Consider the following 18,368-nt stretch of genomic DNA (forward strand, 5'->3'; position numbering starts at 1 on the left):
AGAGCAAGAACACACGGCCGGGGAGCATGCTCCCCGGCCGTTTTCATAGGCGGCTCAGCCGGCCCCAGCATCCAGCCGGCAGGCAGCGTTCTTGCCGCCCCCCAGTGAAAAGGCCGCCGCGCGTGGAGGAAATTCAGGCGGGGCACGGCAAAGGGCGTTTTCATCAAGGAGAGATGCTGGTTACTATGCGGGAGACGATATTCCGCTGATTTCAAAAAGCGCTTAATCGGAACGGAGCCGGGGCGCTTGCGTTCCGGGCGCTGAAAACTTATGACCGAACCGACTTCCCACGCCTTGCGCGCCGGCGCCTTATTGGCCGCCGGCGATCTGAACGGCGCCTTGCTGGCCGCGCAAAGCGGCTTGCAGGCCCAGGCCGACAACGCCGAATTGTGGAACCTGCTGGGCGTATGCGCGGCGCGGCTGGAGCAACTGGCCATGGCCGAGCAGTGCTGGCGTCAGGCGCTGCAATGCGATCCGCGGACGCCGGACGCCCATTACAATCTGGGCCGCTGCCTGATGGCGCAAGGCCAGTTGGCGCAGGCGGAGGCGCATTACCGCGCGGAACTGGCGCAGCGTCCGGAGCACGCCGCCTGCCAAGGCAATCTGGGCGTCTTGCTGGAGGAGGCGGGACGGCTGGACGAAGCCGAAGCCCAGTATCGGCTGGCCCTGCGGCTGCGGCCGCAGTCCGCCGTCCATTGCTTCAATCTGGGCCGTTTATTGTATCGGCTGCGGCCGGAGGAGGCCGAGGACTGCTTGCGCCGGGCGCTGGCCTGCGCGCCGGACGACGTGGACGCGCTCAATCTGCTGGGACAAAGGCTGGCGGAGCGCGGGGAGCGGGCCGAGGCGGAAACGCTGTTGCGCCGGGCGCTGGCGCTGGAGGCGAGCCATGCCGGCGCGCTGAGCAATCTGGGCTTGTTGTTGCAGGCGCAGCGGCGTTGGGCCGAGGCCGAGGCCTGCTTGCGCGCGGCGGCGGAGCGCGCGCCGGAACAGGCGCAGGTGCTGGGCAATCTGGCCCTGTGTTTGTGGCGGCAGGGGCGCAGCGAGGAGGCGGAGCCGCTGGCGCGCCGCGCCTTGGCGCTGGAGCCGTCGGACGCGGACGCTCATCAGCAATTGGCGCTGGCTCTGGCGCAGCAAGGTGGTTGGGAAGAGGCCGAAACTACGCTGCGCGCGGGGCTGGACGCTCAGCCGCTGCACGCCGGGCTGCGTCGCAATCTGGGCTATTTGCTGCTGACCCAGGGACGCTGGGGCGAGGGCTGGCCCTTGCACGAGGCGCGGCTGGAAACCACGCCGTCGCCGGCCTTGAGCTCACCGCGCTGGCGCGGCGAGGCCTTGGCCGGCCGCCGTCTGCTGCTGTGGTTCGAGCAGGGTTACGGCGACGCCTTGCAGACGGCGCGTTACCTGCCGCTGCTGCTGGGGCGCGGGCCGGCGTGCGTGATCGTCGCCTGCCGGCCTGTCCTGCTGCCCTTGTTGCAAGCGCAGGGCTGGCCGGTGGAGTGGCTGCCGATAAGCGATCTCGCCGGTCCGTGGCCGGCACACGATTGCCATGTGTTTTCCATGAGTTTGCCCGGCCTCTTGCAGCCGGAGCCCGCGCCAGCGCCGGCCTATCTGCGCGCCGACGACGCCGGCCGCGCCGCTTGGCGCGCGCGCTTGCCGGCCGGCGGCCGCAAATTGGGCCTGGTGTGGCGCGGCCGGCCGGAGCACGAGTTCGACCATTGCCGCTCCTTGCCGGGTCCGGAGGCGTTGCTTCCCCTGCTGGCCTTGCCCGGCGTTCAGTGGCTGGCCTTGCAGCCGGAGCTGAACCAGGCCGAGCGCGATTGGCTGCGCGCGCGCGGCGTGCCGGCCCTGGGCGATGAGTTGGCGGATTTCGCCGCCAGCGCCGCCTTGCTGGCGGAGCTGGACGGACTGGTGACGGTGGACACCGCCTTCGGCCATCTGGCCGGCGCTTTGGGACTGCCTTGCGCCTTGTTGCTGTCGGCGCGGCACGCCGACTGGCGCTGGGGGCTGGAGAGCGAAACCACGCCCTGGTATCCGCGGCATCGTCTGTTCCGCCAAAGCGAGGCCGGGGACTGGACGGCGCCGCTGGCGCGCTTGGCGAGCGCCTTACCGGGCGATCCGGACCTTAAGGGTTGAGCGGGGCGGGGCAATCCATCACAGCCACTTGCCCGGATTCATCAGCCGCTCCGGGTCCAGCGCGGCCTTGAGCGCGCGCATCAGCTCCAGCGCCAGCGGGTCCTTGTAGCGTTCCAGCCACTGGGGCTTGAGCTGGCCTATGCCGTGTTCGGCCGCCAGCGTGCCGCCCAGGCGGTAGACGTGGTCGTAGACGATGGCGTTGACCGCCGCCTCGTCGTCGAACAGATCGACGTTGCCGGGCCGGGTATAGCTGATGTTGTAGTGCAGATTGCCGTCGCCGGCGTGGCCGAAGGCGACGATGCGCACGCCGGGATAAGCGCGGCGCAGCGCGGCGCCGCAGTCGCGCACCAATTGCGGCAGCGCCGAGGTGGGCACGGCGATGTCGTGCTTGATGCTGGGGCCGTCCTGTTTCTGGATTTCCGAAATCTCCTCGCGCAGCAGCCACAGCTTGCGGCGCTCGGCCTCGCTTTGCGCCACCACGCCGTCGCGCGGGGTTTGCCCGGCCAGCCAGTCCAGCAGCGCCTCGTTCAGCGCGGCGTCGTCGCCGCCGTCGGACAGCTCGATCAAGAGCAGCCACGGCGCGGTGAACGGCAATTGGCCGGGGCGGTGGCGTTCGATTGCCTGTTGGCAGTCGGCCTCGATCACCTCGAAGGCGGTGAGGCGGTCGTCGAAGCGTTGGCGCAGGCGGTTGAGCCAGACGATGGCGGTTTCGATGTCGTCCACGCCGATCAGCGCGGTGGCGCGGGCGCTGGGCAGCGGAAACAGCTTCAGCGTGGCGGCGGTGATCAGGCCCAGCTGTCCCTCGGCGCCGATGAACCATTGCTTGAGGTCCAGGCCGGTGGTGTCCTTGCGCAGGCCGGCCAGCGCGTCCAGCACCCGGCCGTCCGGCAGCACCACTTCCAGGCCCAGCGTCAGTTCGCGCATGGTGCCGTAGCGCAGCACCGCGACGCCGCCGGCGTTGGTGGACAGATTGCCGCCGATCTGACAGCTGCCTTCCGAGGCCAGCGACAGCGGAAACAGCCGTCCGGCCTGTTCCGCCGCCAGCTGCACCTCGCGCAGCGTGGCGCCTGCCTCCACGGTGACGGCGTTGTTGTCCGCGTCCAGTTTGCGCACGGCGCGCAGCCGCCGCATCGCCACCACCAGTTGGCGGCCGCTGGCGTCCGGCGTGGCCGCGCCGCAGGTGGAGGTGTTGCCGCCCTGCGGCACGATGGCCACCTGATGGCGGCGGCAGAGCTTGACCAGCTCGGCCACCTCGGCGGTGCTGCCGGGCAGCGCCACCGCCAGCGGGCGGCCCTGGTAGCGGCGGCGCCAGTCCAGCGTGTAGGGCGCGGTGTCGGCGGCTTCGGTCAGCAGATGGGCGGGGCCGATCAGGGACGCGGCGGCTTGGAGAAAATCGTGCATGTTAGAAAGGGCCTCCGGCCGCGCGCAGCAGATCGGGCAGGCCGTCGTGATCGCCCTGCGGGCGCTCGGGCGCGTCGCTCCAGTGCTGCGGGCCGATGGCGGCGTTGCGCGCCGGGTGCAGCGGGTAGTGCACCTGATTGTCGTCGCGGTTGACGTCGCCGACGCAGAGCAGGCGCACCGGCTTATCGCTATTGTTGATGAAGGTGTGGGCGAGGCCGGTGCCGGCCTTGAAGCCGACCGAGTCGCCGGGCCGCAACCGGTGCAGCGCGCCGTCCAGCCAGACGTCGGGCTCGCCCTCCAGCACGTGGACGAATTCGTCCTCGGTTTTTTCCGCGTGCGGCCAGCTGGTGCGTTGGCCCGGCTCCAGCAGTTCGTGATGGATGCCGAGGCGGGCGAAGCCGTAATGCTTGCCCAGCGCCGCGCCGCGCGCCAGCGGCTCCCGGCTGTCGGGATAGCTTTGCGAGCGGGCTTCGATCAGCTCGCTCCAGTGTCGGATGCAATCGGGACGGGACGACATGGCGGGGCTCCGTGGGGGCTTAGTCGGGAATGTCCGGCGCCATCAGTACATCGGGGTGCTGCCAGCCCGGCTGCTGGGCGATGCGTTCCAGCCAGGCCCGGACTTGAGGCCAAGCGGCGATATCCAGGCCGGCGTCGGCCAGCCACCACAGATAGGCGCTGGCGGACAGGTCGGCGATGCTCAGCCGTTGGCCGGCTAGATAGGGCTGTTCGGCCAGGGCGGCGTCCAGGGCGTCCAGATCGGCGCGCGCGCGTTGCTCCAGCCAGGCTTCCACCTCCGGCTGAGGCAGCCGGTTCATCCGCGACCAGCGCAGATTGGGCACCGACAGGCCGACGCGGTTGGCTTCCCAACTCAGCCATTCGCGCACGGTCTCGCGGCTGCCGTGCTCGCCGCTGAGCTGGCCGAAATTATTGGCCAGCCATTGCAGGATGGCGTTGGACTGGCACAGCGCGGTGCCGTCGGCCACCAGCACCGGCACTTCGCCGAAACGGCTGGCGGCGCGGAAATCCTCCGGCCGCTGTTCGCGCGGCAGCTCCAGGTCCACATGGACGTAATCATGGGAAACATCGGCCAGCATCAGCGCCAGGCGCACCTTGTAGCTGTGGCCGGACAGTCGGTTGCCGTAAAGAGTCAGTGTGGTCATGAGTGTCAGGGTCGGTGAGAAGTATCGCTAGCCGATGATACCGCCGTTGCGCCGCGGCGCGAACCCAGCCAAGCCAGCGCAAAGGCCAGCGGCACAGAGAACAGCGCCGGGTTGGCGTAGGGAAACAGCGGCTTGGCGTGGCCCAGCGCGCCTACCCATACCGCCGGGCCGGCCACGATCAGCGCCGCCGCCGCGGCCAGCCCGCCCAGGCTGCCCCACAGCGCGCCGCGCGCGCTGAGGCCGGGCCAGTGCAGGGCCAGCAACAGCACCGGGAAATTGGCCGAGGCGGCGATGGCGAAGGCCAGGCCCATCAGGAAGGCGATGTTCTGCTGCTGGAACAGCGTGGACAACAGCAGGGCCAGCAGGCCCAGGCCGACGGTGGCCCAGCGCGACACCCGCAGCTCGGCGTTGGCGTCGACGCGGCCGCGCCGCCACCAGACCGCATAGAGATCGTGGCTGATGGCGCTGGCGCCGGCCATGGCCAGGCCGGACACCACCGCCAGGATGGTGGCGAAGGCCACCGCCGCCACCAGGCCCTGCCAGGCCGGCCCGCCCAGCAAGGTGGCCAGGTGGATGGCGGCCATATTGCCGCCGCCCAGCAGTTTGCCGGCGGCGTCGTGGAAGCTGGGTTCCGGCCCCACCAGCGCCAGCGCGCCGTAGCCGATGACGATGTTGACGGCGAAGAACAGCGCGATCAGGCCGGTGGCGAAGCAGGCGGACTGGCGCGCGGCGCGGCGGTCAGGCACGGTGAAGAAGCGCATCAGCACATGGGGCAGGCCCAGCAGGCCCAGGCAAAGGCCCAGGCCCAGCGACAGCACTTCCAGCGGATTGCTCAGCGCCGGGCTGGGCAGGAAGGCCTGCGGCCCGCGCAAGGCCTCCACGGCGGCGAACAGCCGCGCAGGATCGCCGCCGAAGCGCGCCAGCACGCCGCCGGCCAGCAACAGCGCGCAGCCGAACATCAGCACCGCCTTGACCATCTGCACCCAAGTGGTGGCCAACATCCCGCCCAGCGCCACGTAGAGCACCATCAGCGCGCCCACCAGGCTCACCGCGGCCAGATAGGGCAGGCCGAACAGCAGCTCGATCAGCTTGCCGGCGCCCACCATCTGCACGATCAGGTAGAACAGCGTCACCGTCAGCGAGTTGACGCTGGCGGCCAGCCGCACCCCGTCGTGGTCGAAGCGCCGGCCCAGCACCGCGGCGGCGGTGTAGCAGCCGCTGCCGCGCAGCTTTTCCGCCAACAGCAGCAGCAAGAGCGGCCAGCCGGCCAGGGTGCCGACGGCGTAGGCCAGAGAGTCGTAGCCCTGGGACAGATACAGGCCGGCGGCGCCGAGGAAGGCCGCCGCGGACAGGTAGTCGCCGGCCAGCGCCAGCCCGTTCTGCCAGCCGCGGATGCGGCCGCCGGCGGTGTAGAAATCGCCGGCCGAGGCGGTGCGCCGCGCGGCGGCGGCGGTAATGGCCAGCGTCAGCAGCACGAACAATAGGAAAAAAGCGGACGCGTGGTTCATGCGCGCTCCGAGTCGTCGGCGCGGCCGGCGGCCAGCGCGTAGCCGGCGGCCAGCAGGAAGAACAGCAGGAACATGGCCAGCGCCAGCAGAACGGACGCCGGCCAGCCGGCGAGTTTGGCTTCCAGCCAGGCCGGACGCAGCGCCAGCAGCAGATAGTAGCCAAGGCAGCCGGCGGCGGCGATCCAGGCCAGCCGGCGGGAGAGGGGGGAGTGGCAGTGGGCTGGCCCATGAGGGATTACGCAAGAAGTCTAAACCGAACAGTTTAGCGCATCGGCGGGCCGGGCAGGGAGATCGGACCCTGCCCGGCGGCGGGCCAGGTGAATCAGCCTGCGAGCGGACGATACAAGTGATAACGGCCGCTTTGTCGTTCCACTAGCAACAGCAATGGCGGCAGTGACGGGACCGGGGTCTCAATGGAGCGGCGGTTGCGGCTCACCGGCACGCCTTCCGGCAGGCGTTGCTGAAAATGGTCAGAGCGGTCGGCGGCGGCCTTCAGCGTTTGGTAGTCGCGCTCGAAACCGGCAGGGTCGCTGTCCGCCTTGCCCAGGAAGGAGACGAACTGGGCGATGGAGTCGGCGTTCTTGAGCCCTTTGAACGCAATGTTGATGTTATCGATCTGCGGCAGGTCGGCGCCGCCGTAGCGGCTATCCTTCTCGATATGCTTATTGGCGAGGTTGATCAGTTCGAATACATCGACATCGCCGACGCGGGCCTGCTTTTGCGTACCGACATAAGCGAAGTCCAGCGTGTTGGGGCCGCCATGCGACAGCTCATGGATCAGCACATCGGCGACCGCGCTCGGGTTTTTGCCCATCCGTTCGTAATAGGCGTAGAAGCCATCGCGGCCAACATTGATGATTTTTGATTTGGGCTTGCGGCCCAGCATCTGGTATTGCTCCCTGGAGAGTTCCGCCACCGTGGTGGGAGAGCCGACCCGGCTGTCGAAATTGAAGTTGGCGGTATCGATGCGCGCCAGATCGCCCTGGATCTGGTCCAGATATTTGCCCAGCTGCGCCAAGCGTTTCGGGTCCTGATGGAAGGTTTTGCCGAAATAGGCCTCCTCCGCCAACTGGACTTGGGGGCGGAGGTCGGAGCGGTTCAAGGCCTGGATCGCATTGGCGATTTTGGTTTGCGCGATTGGCAGCGCCTTGCCTATGGCTTTGCGCGCGGCGCGGATTTTCAGCGGCTTGCCGATGATAGGCATGTCAACCAGTTTGAACGCGGGATTGTCCCGGCTGGCTGGTTTGGCCAACCCCACCTCGACGCGCTTGCCGTGGGCGCTCAGCTCGATCTGCAGATTGCGGGCGCCCCCAAGCTGCACTTGCTTGCCGTGCCGTTGAACGGGGTAGTACTGCTGGTCGATGGCCAGGACGTATTGGCCATCGCCGGTGCGCTGGATGCCGAAGTGATTGGGCGTGGAAAGCTGGCGCTCGTCCAGGGCCAGCGGCGCGATGTCGTGCTTGGCGATGGCCGCGCGCAGTTCGGGAGCGGCCTGTCGCGTGAGCTCGTGCTTGATATGCCATTCGCCCAGACGATTTTCCACTTCCAGGGGCGCGGCGTCAGGCCGGCGGGCATCGTAGATGTATTCCTTGCCGGTGGCGAGTTCATGACGGTAAGGCACCAGGCGGCCAAACAGCTCGATGGCTTCAAGCCGTGCCGGTTGCGCAGTGAAGGAATTGTGAACGCTGTAGACATGAGGCGTGTTCGCGCTGCTGGAGCGATGCAAGTGATGCGGACCCAGTGCCAGTTTATGGGCGGCCAATTGTTCCTGCTTGCTGAAGTGCCGGAATTTGCCATCGCCCAGCAAGCGCCATTCCTGTGCGAGATGGTTGAAATAGACTTCGCGGTTAGCAAACTTTCCCTGCTGCTTGGCCGGGATTTGCGCAAAACTGCGGCCATCCTTCTCCAACAAGGCGACGTCATGGTGTTTGCCGTTGGCTTTGAGTTTGATGTGGTTACGACCGTTTTTGAGATGGAATGCCGGCAGGTCTATTCCTGAAGCCTTGCCGCCAGGCTGGGGCGCGGTTTGCAAGCGCTGCCGCTCGGCATGGCTCATCCCATCAATGCTGAAGCGGGCTTGTTGGGTCACTTGCTGCAACAGGTTGAGCTCTTCTTCCCGCGAGGTGGGTTTGCCTTCCAGGTCATTGGCTGCATGCTCCAGCAGAGGGCCGACGATGTATTGCGCGATGGCCAAGGGCTGGCTGCCTGGCAGCAGCGTCAGGACTTGGGAGGTGATGGCGTCGACTTTCTCGGTGATGTCGGTGATGGCCGAGATCTCCTCGGACGTGGCGCAGCCGCGGCCCTGTCTCCAGCTGTCGACATGCTTGCTTTCCGTGGCCAGTGCGGTGATGGGGTTGCGCAAGGTTTTGCCGATTTGGCGCAGCACTTGGGCGAAGGACAGATTCTCGCCTTCGTTCATGCAGGAAAAATCAAACATCTTAACGATCTTGACGTCGTCAGGCGCAGCGGTCGTGGTTGTGGTCTTGGGTTTGGGAACGACGTGGCGTGCTTGGCGGAGCAGGGGCGTTTCCGGCTGTGGAGGCGCGGAGCGGGAATAGGGCTGGCTGTGGACCTGGAGCAGCGCCGAGGGGAGGGCGGATGGCGCGGAGGACGCTGGAAGCAATGGCGATTCGCGGTTGAGAAGCGGTTGGACCCCGGCCTGGACATACAGGCCGCTCAGCAGGACGTTTTTCAAGGTGAGGGGAAAGGCGGGGGGCGAAAGCGTGGATGCCGACGAATCGGGTGCATTGCGTATTTGTTTCACCTGAGCAAACAGATTTTCCGTTTCACGGCGTTCTGCCGGGGTTTTTGCGTTGGCGAGCAGTTGCGCTTCAATCGGGCTAGGCTGCTGGGAGGGGCGACTTGAGAAAAAGGGGATGGAAGGCATATGGCGGTCCTGTGCGGTGAGGGCGATCTCGGGCATCGCGACAGGGGGCAATACTAGAGACAGGCTTGGAGCCTGCCTCTCAAAAAGTGTCCATACGCCGTCTTGGTCTTGTTTCGTTGCCGCAGTCATGGACTGCGCATAAGCATCTGGAGACCTTGCTGGAAATCGCGCTGGCGCAGCAGGGGGCCAAGCCGGCGCGGCTCAAGCGCATCGGCCGGTAGCCCGAGGCCGATGCCGTCGACGAGCGAGTGTCACCCCAGCAGCAGCGCGACGTAGAGCCGGAAACGGTCCTCGTGACGCTGCAGGTCCAGTCCGGTGATGTCGGCGATGCGGCCCAGCCGGTAGTCCAGCGTGTTGCGGTGGATGTGCAGCGCCCGCGCGGTGGCGCCGGGGTGGGACTGGTGGGCGAACCAGGCCTCGGCGGTGCGGCGCAGCCCGCTTTTGCCGGCCTGCTCCAGCCTTTGCAGCGGCTGCCGCAATTGCTGGGCCTGCCAGCCGTGATCCAGGCCGGACAGCAGCACCGGCAGCGCCAGTTCGTAATAGCTGTGCGCCCGCCGCTTGGGCTGTCGTTGCCGGCCGATGCGCGCGGCGGCGCGGGCGCTGAGACAGGATTGGGCCGCGCCGTCCCGCCCCGGCAGCGCAATGCCCATGCCCAGGCGGAAGCCGGGCGCCGCCGTTTCTTCCAGCCAGGCGGCCAGCGCGCGCAGCCGGCGTTGCAGCAGCGCTTCGCGTTCGGCTTCGCCTTCCTCCTCGCAAGCCTCCACCAGCACCAGCTCGTAAGGGCCGGTGGCCGCGCTCAGCAAGCGCGGCCAGCGCGCCGCCAGCGCCGATTGCAGCTGTTGCAGCGCCGCCTGGGCCTGATCGGCGGCCAAGCCCTCTTCGTCCAGTTGCAGGCTCAGCGCCACATGGTGCTGTTCCAAGCGCAGCCCCAGACGCTGCGCCCAGGCGTCCAGCGCCGCGCCGGGCTCGCCGCGTATCCATTCCAGCACAAAGGCTTCGCGCTGGCGCGCGTCGTGTTGCAGCGCCCGCTGCAACTGCGCCTGCTCCAGAATCATCTCGGCGGTCAGCCGTACCAGTTCGCCGAACTGGCGAACCTGCTCCGGCTGGCCGGTCAGGCCGACCACGCCCGCGATGCGGCCGTTCACGTGCAAGGGCAGGTTGATGCCGGGACGGGAGCCGTGCAGCTTGCCGGCGGTGGCCTCGTCTATTTCCACCGTGCGTCGTTGCGCCAGCGCCAGCAGCGCGCCGTCGTGCAACTGCCCCAGCCGGCCGGCGTCGCCGCTGCCCAGAATCGCGCCTTGGGCGTCCATCACGTTCACGTTGAACGGAATGATGCGCATGGTGCGGATGACGATGTCCTGCGCGAGTTTGGCGGTCAGAATGGGCATGGCGCGTCCAGGGTTTGTGCGTTTGCATAATATATTCCGGCAATTCCCGCGCATAAACCAGACGTCTGCACGAAGTATTTTCCGTTGGCGCTGACCAGAATGAGCGACGCGATACAAAAACAATATTCATCAGAACCAAGGAGACGCGCCGGAGGGAGAGCCCCCGCGCGCAGAGGAGATGGATGTGAACCCTAGCGATACCCTGAGCGCGCCGCGGCAGGACATTCTGGCCGGCGCTTACAAGAAAGCCGTTTGGCGGCTGATTCCCTTCATTTTCGTTTGTTATCTGTTCAACTACCTGGACCGCGTCAACGTCGGCTTCGCCAAGCTGGAGATGCTGGACGCGCTGGGCTTGAGCGAAACCGTCTACGGCCTGGGCGCCGGCATTTTCTTCATCGGCTATGTGCTGTGCGGCGTGCCCAGCAATCTGATGCTGCACAAGGTGGGCGCGCGGCGCTGGATCGCCTTGCTGATGCTGGTGTGGGGCACCTTGTCCGCTTGTCTGATGTTCGTGTCCACACCGCAGTCCTTCTACACGCTGCGCTTTTTCACCGGCGTGGCCGAGGCCGGCTTCTTTCCCGGCATCGTGCTGTACTTCACCCGCTGGTTTCCGGCCGACAAGCGCGGCCAGGTGATGGCGCTGTTCATGTCGGCCATCCCGGTGTCCGGCGTGTTGGGCGGGCCGCTGTCCGGCTGGATGCTGCAGCATTTCGCCGCCGGCCAAGGCGGCCTGGCCGGCTGGCAGTGGCTGTTCCTGCTGCAAGGCCTGCCCACGGTGTTGCTGGGCCTGGGCGTGTATTTCTATCTGAACGACGGCATCGCCGAGGCGCGCTGGCTGAGCGCGGAAGAGAAAGCGGCGATGCGGCAGGCGCTGATCGACGACGAGGCGCGGCGCTCGGCGCAGCGGCCGGTGGAGCAGTCCTTCGCCAGCGTGCTGCGCAACGTCAATGTGTGGATGTTGGGCGCGATCTATTTCGCCATCCAGATGGGGGTGTACGCGATCAACTTCTGGCTGCCGTCCATCATCAAGGGTCTGGGTTTCCAGAGCGCCGGCGTCATCGGCTGGCTCAGCGCGCTGCCTTATCTGGCCGCCTGTTTCTTCATGGTCTGGGTCGGCCGTTCCGGCGACCGGCGCGGAGAACGCCGCTGGCACGTGGTGCTGCCGCTGCTGATGGGCGTGCTGGGCTTGCTGATGGCGGCCAATAGCGGCGGCGCGGTCTGGCTGTCCATGTTGGGCCTGAGCCTGGCCACCATGGGCGCGCTGGCCGGCCTGTCCATGTTCTGGCCGCTGCCCACCGCCTTTCTCGGCAGCGCGGCCGCCGCCGGCGGGCTGGCCTTGATCAATTCGCTGGGCCAGGTGGCCGGCTTCGTCAGCCCCTTCCTGGTGGGCTGGATCAAGGACCTGACTCACAGCACGGATCCGGCGCTGTACATTCTGTCCGGCGTGATGCTGGCTGGCGCGCTGCTGGTGCTGCGGATTCCGCCGCGGCTGGTCAATCGCTAATATCTTGCCATCGTCGTCTCTTGTGATTGAAAACCGCATGAAAATCGTGATTGCCCCGGACTCCTACAAGGAAAGCCTGAGCGCGCTGCAGGTGGCCCAGGCGATAGAGGACGGCTTCCGCCAAGTGTTTCCCGCCGCCCGCTACCACAAGCTGCCGATGGCGGACGGCGGCGAGGGCACGGTGCAGGCGATGCTGGACGCCCTGGGCGGCCAGTGGCGCGAGGCGTCGGCGCGAGGCCCGCTGGGCGAGACCTTGTCCGCGCGCTACGGGCTGACCGCGGACGGCGTGGCGGTGATAGAAATGGCCGCCGCCAGTGGCCTGGCCTTATTGCCGCCGGAACGGCGCAACCCCTTGCTGACCGGCAGCCACGGCACCGGAGATCTGATCCGCGACGCGCTGGACGCCGGCGCGCGCCGCTTTGTGCTGGGCATAGGCGGCAGCGCCACCAACGACGGCGGCGCCGGCATGTTGCAGGCGCTGGGCGCCAGGCTGCTGGACGCGGACGGAGGCGAGCTGCCGGCCGGCGGCGCGGCCTTGGCGAGCCTGGCGCGGCTGGACCTGTCCGGACTGGACCCGCGGCTGGCGGCCTGCCGCATCGACGTGGCCTGCGACGTGGATAATCCCCTGACCGGCCCGCGCGGCGCGTCGGCGGTGTTCGGGCCGCAGAAGGGCGCGACGCCGGCGATGGTGGCGGCGCTGGATGCGGCTTTGGCGCATTTCGCGGTCTTGATGGAGGGCGAGTCGGGCGTGGCCGCGGCCGAGGCGGCCGGGGCCGGCGCGGCCGGCGGCATGGGCGCCGCGCTGCTGGCCTGCCTGGGCGGCCGGCTGCGTTCCGGCAGCGCCATCGTCGCCGAGGCCGTCGGCCTGGACGCGGCGTTGGCCGACGCCGATCTGGCGGTGACCGGCGAAGGCCGCATCGATAGCCAGAGCGTGCAAGGCAAGACGCCGATAGGCGTCGCCCGCGTCGCTCGGCGTCATGGGGTGCCGGTGCTGGCGATAGGCGGTTGTCTGGGCGCGGGCAGCGAACTGACCCACGCGCACGGGCTGGACGCGGTGTTCGCCGCGGTCAGCCGGCCGTGCAGCCAGGAACAGGCCTTGGCCGAGGCCGCGGGCAATGTCAGCCGCGCCGCGCGCAACGCGGCGGCGGCGCTGGCGCTGGGCATGAAGCTAGGTTCTCAGAAACGCTCGAAGTCCGGCACATAACGCCACTGCCCGGCCGCCAGCTGGCCTATCGCCAGCCGGCCGATGCGGATGCAGCGCAGCGCCAGCGGGCTGACGCCCAGGCCGGCGCAGATATCGTCCAGCCAGCGCGCGTCGCGCGCCGCGAGCACCAGGCGCAGTTGTCGGTCGCTCTGGCGCGAGACTTTGAGTTCGCGAGGCGGTTTGCCGCCGGGGCGCAGGCCGCTCTGTCTTTGTTGCAGTTCGGCGGCGGCGGGCGCGGCGTCGACATTGATCAGGAATTCCAGCTGGCAATCGGCCAGCCGCTGCGCCAGCTTGCGGTCCTGGGTCAGCGCCACCAGGCCGTGGGCGCGGTCGGCGACGGCGCCGACACCTTGCAGATGCTGACGATGGCGCGGCAGCCAGCTCAGCCCGCTGACGTCGCCCGGCATCTGGCTGTCCGGGCCCAGCAGGGACAGCGGCTCGGCGCCGGCCGGCTTGTGCAGCAGCAGGGTGACCGCCGCGTCGCGCTGCGCGTCGGGCCGGCCCAGGAGTTCGACGCGCTGCTGCGGCTCCACCCGGCTGCCCAGCGCGGTGACGATCTGACCGTCCACTTTCACCAGACCCTGCTCGATGCAGGCGTCGGCTTCGCGCCGCGTGCACAGGCCCAGTTCCACCATGCGTTTTGAAAGTCGGATTGCGGCGTCGCTCATTGTGTCAGGCCTTGAATGCGGGGTTCGGGCGGCGATTATCCCCTTTGCCGGCGTGGCCGACAAATTTGACGAATCAGGTATCCTTCTCGTCTGTCACTGCAGCGGAACCGCCGCGCAGATTCATTTTGGAGACGCCGTGAATATACTGATCATTGGAGCGAGCCGGGGCCTTGGCAAGGCTTTTGTGGAAGGATTGGGGCGGGAGGGCGACTGCGTGATCGGCGTTTCCAGGCGCAGGCCGGAAGACCTGAAGCCGCCGGCCGGCGTTGCGCTGGGCTGGATAGAGGCCGATTTGTCCAAGCCGGCGCTGGCCGTGGAGCAAGTGATGAGCGCGCTGCCGGAACGGCTGGACGTGGTGATGTGCAATGTGGGGATCTGGGAGCGGGAGGCGTTTGAGTCCTCCTATGCGTTTTCCCGCTGTTCGGATCTGGAGCTGATGGAAGTGGTCCAGGTCAATATCGCTTCGACGATTCTGCTGCTCAAACATCTGCTGCCGCGGATGTCGGACGCGGCCAAGCCGCAGCTCATCCTGACGGGGTCGACTTCGGGCCTGCCGCGCAGCGGCCGTCCCGAAGTGGCTTTCGCCGCCAGCAAGTTCGCCTTGAGCGGCATGGCCGACGCGCTGCGGGAGGAGTACCGCGCGCAGCGCCTGGCCGTGACCTGCCTGCAATTGGGCTACCTCAATACGGAGGATGATTTGTCCGTGCCCCGCGAACACGCCGCCGAGCGCGGCGCCGGCCAGCTGATCCCGCTGCACGACGTGGTGAGTCTGACGCGCGCCTTGCTGAATTTGTCCGACGCCTCCTTTGCGCGGGAAATCGTCCTGCCCGCTATCCTGGACGAGCGCTTCTGAATGCGGACAAGCGACGCTGGCCCCGATGACGGGTCGTTTAAATGGCCGAATCGCATTAAAGTGTCGCCATCATGAGCCTGCTTCCCCAAGCGCTGGACGCGCTGAACTGCCCGCTGAGCGGCATCAACCTGATCGAAGCCTCGGCCGGCACCGGCAAAACCTGGACCATTGCGGCCCTGTTCGCCCGGCTATTGCTGGAAGAGCGCGACGGTCAGCCGCCGCCCACCGTCGATCAAGTGCTGGTGGTGACCTATACCAAGGCCGCCACCGCGGAGCTGCGCGAACGGCTGCGCCGGCGCTTGAGCGAGCTGGCGCAGACGCTGGCCGGAGAAGGCGAGGCCGGCGGCGATCCCTTTCTGTCGGCGCTGGCGGCGCGTTTTCCGCCCGGCGCGGCGCGGGAGCAGGCCTCGCAGCGGCTCAAGGCCGCGATCACCGGCTTCGACGCCGCCGCCATCTACACCATCCACGGCTTCTGCCAGCGGGTGCTGACCGACGCCGCCTTTGAAAGCAGCCAGACCTTCGAAGCCGAACTGGTCAGCGACGACGAGGAGCGCTTGATCGAAATCGTCGACGACTTCTGGCGGCGGCGGGTGGTGGACGATCCCTTGCTCGCCCAAGTGCTGGTGGACAACGGCGAAACGCCGGACGGCTGGCTGGCGGACATCCGGCCCTATCTGTCCAAGCCCTATCTGCGCATGCGCGCGCCGCACGTGGCCGGCCTGGAGCGCGCCTTGCTCGCGGTGGAGCGGGGCTGGCGGGCGCTGGCGGCGCGGCCGGAAGGCGCGGCGGAGGCCGCCGATCTGCTGCGCGCCGCCGTCGGCTTCAACGCGCGCAGCTACAGCCCGGCCATTATCGAACGCGCCATCGGCGCCCTGGACGGCCTGCTGGCCACGCCGGAGACCACCCCGGTGCTGGACAAGGAGAGCCGTCGCCAGCTGGACAAGCTGCTGCCGGCCTCGCTGGCCAAGGGCATGAAGAAAGGCCACGCCGCGCCGGAGCACCCCTTGTTCGCCTTGACGGAGGCCTGGCTGGGCGCCTGGGACGCTTATATGGAAGAGGTGGCGCTGTCGGTGGCGCAACTCAAGCTGGAGCTGATCGCCTGGACCAATGAACAATTGAGCGCGCGCCGCGTGGGGGAGCGCAGCCGCAGTTTCGACGACCTGTTGACCGATCTGGGCGCGGCGTTGACCGACCCGATCAGCGGTCCGCTGCTGGCGGCCCACGTGGCGCGCAGCTTCCAGGTGGCCTTGATCGACGAATTCCAGGACACGGACCCCATTCAGTATTCCATCTTCCGACATTGCTTCGTCGCGCAGCGGCGGCCGGTCTTCCTGGTGGGGGATCCGAAGCAGGCGATCTACAGTTTCCGCGGCGCCGACATCTTCGCCTACCTGGCGGCGCGTAACGACGCGCAACATCATTACACGCTGGACACCAACCGCCGCTCCGAGGCTCCGCTGGTCAGCACCGTCAACGCGCTGTTCGCGCGGGAACTGCCGTTTCTGATCGAGGGCATCGCCTATCAGCCGGTGGCGGCGCAACCGGCCTCCGGCGGCCGGCTGGACATCGACGACGACAGGCCGCCGTTCTGCTTTCAATGGCTGAGACCGGAGACCGAGGGCAAGGCCGCCAGCGGAGAAGCCGCCGCCGAAGGGGCCGCCGAGGCCTGCGCCGACGAGATCGCGCGTCTGCTGGCGCTGGCCGCGGTCGATCGCGCCGCCATCGTCGCCGGCGAGGCGCGCCGGCCCTTGGCCGGCGGCGACATCGCCGTGCTGGTGTCCACCCATCGTCAGGGGGACCGGGTGCGCCAGTCCTTGGCCGAACGCGGCGTGGCCAGCGTGGCGCTGACCCAGGAGAGCGTGTTCGCCAGCCGCGAGGCCGGCGAGATGCTGGCCTTGCTGCGCGCCTGGGCGGAGCCGGCCAGCGAGGCGCGGCTGCGCGCGGCGCTGGTGACCGAACTGGCCGGGGTCGACGCCGGAGAGTTGCTGGCCCGGGTGGAGGACGAGGCGCGCTGGGAAGCGCAGCTGCAGGCCAACGCCGCCGACCACCTGCTATGGCGGGAGCGCGGCTTCATGGCCGCCTGGCGGCATTTCTTCGCACGGGAGCGGGTGGCCGAACGCCTGCTGCCGATGCCGGACGGCGAACGCAGGCTGACCAATCTGTCTCATCTGGCCGAACTGCTTCAGCAAGAGAGCGATCAGCGCCAGGGCATGGCGCCGCTGCTGGGCTGGCTGGAAACGCGGGTGGCGCAGCCGCCGGGCGGAGAGGAGGCGGTGCTGCGGCTGGAGAGCGACGCGGCCCTGGTCAAAATCGTCACCATCCACACCGCCAAGGGCCTGCAATACCCGGTGGCCTTCTGTCCTTTTTTGTGGGGCGGCGCGCTGGAGCGACGCGACGCCGCGTTCTGGCGCTACCACGCTCAGGATCAATCCTGGCTGGCGCCGGACGCCGCGGCCGACGCCGAGGTGAAACTGGCGGCGCGCAGCGAACTGTTGGCGGAGAAACTGCGTCTGCTCTACGTGGCGCTGACCCGGGCGCAATATCGCCAATACCTGTGCTGGGGCTGGGTGCGCGGCATGGAGACGGCGGCGCTGAGCTGGCTGCTGCACGGCCGCGACGCGCGCGCCTTGCCGGAGCTGGAAACGCTGGAACTGGACGACGCCGTGCTCAGGCGGGAGCTGGAGGCGTTCGCGGCGACGGCCAACGCCGCCGCGGCAGGCGCTTGCGCGGTGCTGGAGGAGGACGGCGCGCGGCCGGCCTTGGCCGCGCGGCGCGAAACGGGGCGGGATTATCAGGCTCAAGCGTTCACGCGCCGGCTGGCCGCGCCGTGGCGGGTGGCCAGCTTCACCTCGCTGACCCACGCGCAGGCGGCCGGCAAATGGCAGGAGAGCCCGGACCACGACGCGGGGCAGCCCGCGGCGGCGGCGGAAGCGCCGGAGCCGCCGGCCCTGGATCGTTTCGGTTTTCCGCGCGGGGCCAAGGCCGGCACCTGCCTGCACGAGATTTTTGAAACCATCAGCTTCGGCGTGGACGACGCCGGCCTGCGGCAGGCGGTGGAGCGGGCCTTGGCCAAGCACGGCTTCGCGCCGGAGTGGGCCGACGCCGGCTGCGAGATGGTGGCGGCCACGCTGAACGCGGAACTGGATCCGGGGGTGAGACTGGCCGAGGTGCCGGACGGCAAGCGGCTGGTGGAGATGGAGTTCATGCTGCCGGCGCCCAGGCTGGAGGTGGCTAAGCTGGCCGCCATCCTGTCCGCGCCGGAACACGGCCTGGCCGCGCCCTTGCGCGCGGCGGCGGCGCAACTGGACTTTTCCACCGTGCGCGGTTTTCTCAAGGGTTTCATGGACCTGGTGTTCGAGTCCGACGGGCGCATTTATCTGGTGGACTATAAATCCAACCACCTGGGCGGGCGGCGCGAAGACTATCGCGCCGAGCGGCTGGCGGAATCCATCGCCCAAGAACATTATTATCTGCAATACCTGATTTACTGCGTGGCCCTGCGGCGCTATTTCAGCGCGCGCGGCGTGGACTTCGCCGCCCGCTTCGGCGGCGTGCGTTATCTCTATCTGCGCGGCGTCGGCGCCGACGCTTGCGGGATCTGGAGCGATCAGCCCGCGCCGGCCTTGCTGGAGGCGCTGGACCAATGGTTCGCCGGGCATGCGTAG

Annotated in this window: 13 protein-coding genes; 5 read left to right on the top strand and 8 right to left on the bottom strand. The window is 68.2% G+C overall.

Features of this window, described 5'->3' with window-relative positions; genetic code table 11:
• Positions 1-270 precede the first annotated feature (270 nt).
• Positions 271-2,130, top strand: a complete 1,860-nt coding sequence (locus HQN78_RS22335; protein WP_235086343.1) for a tetratricopeptide repeat protein — start codon at positions 271-273, stop codon at positions 2,128-2,130.
• A gap of 18 nt (positions 2,131-2,148) precedes the next feature.
• Here the strand turns inward: HQN78_RS22335 and HQN78_RS22340 are convergent, their stop codons facing one another.
• The 7 genes from HQN78_RS22340 to HQN78_RS22365 all read right to left on the bottom strand — a co-directional run bounded on the left by HQN78_RS22340 (position 2,149) and on the right by HQN78_RS22365 (position 10,474).
• Positions 2,149-3,531, bottom strand: a complete 1,383-nt coding sequence (locus tag HQN78_RS22340) for an FAD-binding oxidoreductase (RefSeq protein ID WP_235086346.1) — start codon at positions 3,529-3,531, stop codon at positions 2,149-2,151.
• A 1-nt stretch (position 3,532) separates the two neighbouring features.
• Positions 3,533-4,048, bottom strand: coding sequence for a cupin domain-containing protein (locus HQN78_RS22345; RefSeq protein WP_107800656.1), 516 nt, complete (start codon positions 4,046-4,048; stop codon positions 3,533-3,535).
• 19 nt (positions 4,049-4,067) lie between these two features.
• Complete coding sequence (locus HQN78_RS22350) at positions 4,068-4,691, bottom strand: glutathione S-transferase family protein (RefSeq protein WP_227105058.1); 624 nt, start codon at positions 4,689-4,691, stop codon at positions 4,068-4,070.
• 5 nt (positions 4,692-4,696) lie between these two features.
• Complete coding sequence (locus HQN78_RS22355; RefSeq protein ID WP_235086348.1) at positions 4,697-6,199, bottom strand: sodium/solute symporter; 1,503 nt, start codon at positions 6,197-6,199, stop codon at positions 4,697-4,699.
• Complete coding sequence (locus tag HQN78_RS25925; RefSeq protein ID WP_370646618.1) at positions 6,196-6,435, bottom strand: DUF485 domain-containing protein; 240 nt, start codon at positions 6,433-6,435, stop codon at positions 6,196-6,198. The genes HQN78_RS22355 and HQN78_RS25925 overlap by 4 nt, the downstream gene beginning before the upstream one ends.
• Positions 6,436-6,521: 86 nt before the next feature.
• The gene (locus HQN78_RS22360) at positions 6,522-9,086 is read right to left on the bottom strand and encodes a hypothetical protein (protein WP_235086350.1); all 2,565 of its coding nucleotides are present in this window, start codon (positions 9,084-9,086) and stop codon (positions 6,522-6,524) included.
• Between the two features lie 251 nt (positions 9,087-9,337).
• Positions 9,338-10,474, bottom strand: coding sequence for a sugar diacid recognition domain-containing protein (locus tag HQN78_RS22365; RefSeq protein WP_235086352.1), 1,137 nt, complete (start codon positions 10,472-10,474; stop codon positions 9,338-9,340).
• A gap of 184 nt (positions 10,475-10,658) precedes the next feature.
• Between HQN78_RS22365 and HQN78_RS22370 the strand changes: the two genes are divergently transcribed.
• Entirely contained in the window at positions 10,659-11,978 is a 1,320-nt protein-coding gene (locus HQN78_RS22370) for an MFS transporter (RefSeq protein ID WP_227105050.1), read from the top strand.
• 37 nt (positions 11,979-12,015) lie between these two features.
• Positions 12,016-13,182: a glycerate kinase gene (locus tag HQN78_RS22375; protein WP_235086355.1), complete on the top strand. Its 1,167-nt coding sequence runs from the start codon at positions 12,016-12,018 to the stop codon at positions 13,180-13,182.
• Here the strand turns inward: HQN78_RS22375 and HQN78_RS22380 are convergent.
• Positions 13,155-13,850: a S4 domain-containing protein gene (locus HQN78_RS22380; RefSeq protein WP_235086357.1), complete on the bottom strand. Its 696-nt coding sequence runs from the start codon at positions 13,848-13,850 to the stop codon at positions 13,155-13,157. The genes HQN78_RS22375 and HQN78_RS22380 overlap by 28 nt on opposite strands.
• 136 nt (positions 13,851-13,986) lie before the next feature.
• Between HQN78_RS22380 and HQN78_RS22385 the strand changes: the two genes are divergently transcribed.
• The gene (locus tag HQN78_RS22385; RefSeq protein ID WP_235086360.1) at positions 13,987-14,703 is read left to right on the top strand and encodes an SDR family oxidoreductase; all 717 of its coding nucleotides are present in this window, start codon (positions 13,987-13,989) and stop codon (positions 14,701-14,703) included.
• Between the two features lie 71 nt (positions 14,704-14,774).
• Complete coding sequence (gene recB, locus HQN78_RS22390) at positions 14,775-18,368, top strand: exodeoxyribonuclease V subunit beta (protein WP_235086362.1); 3,594 nt, start codon at positions 14,775-14,777, stop codon at positions 18,366-18,368.

Source organism: Chromobacterium sp. Beijing (genome assembly GCF_021496765.1).
In the GTDB taxonomy this organism is placed as follows: domain Bacteria; phylum Pseudomonadota; class Gammaproteobacteria; order Burkholderiales; family Chromobacteriaceae; genus Chromobacterium.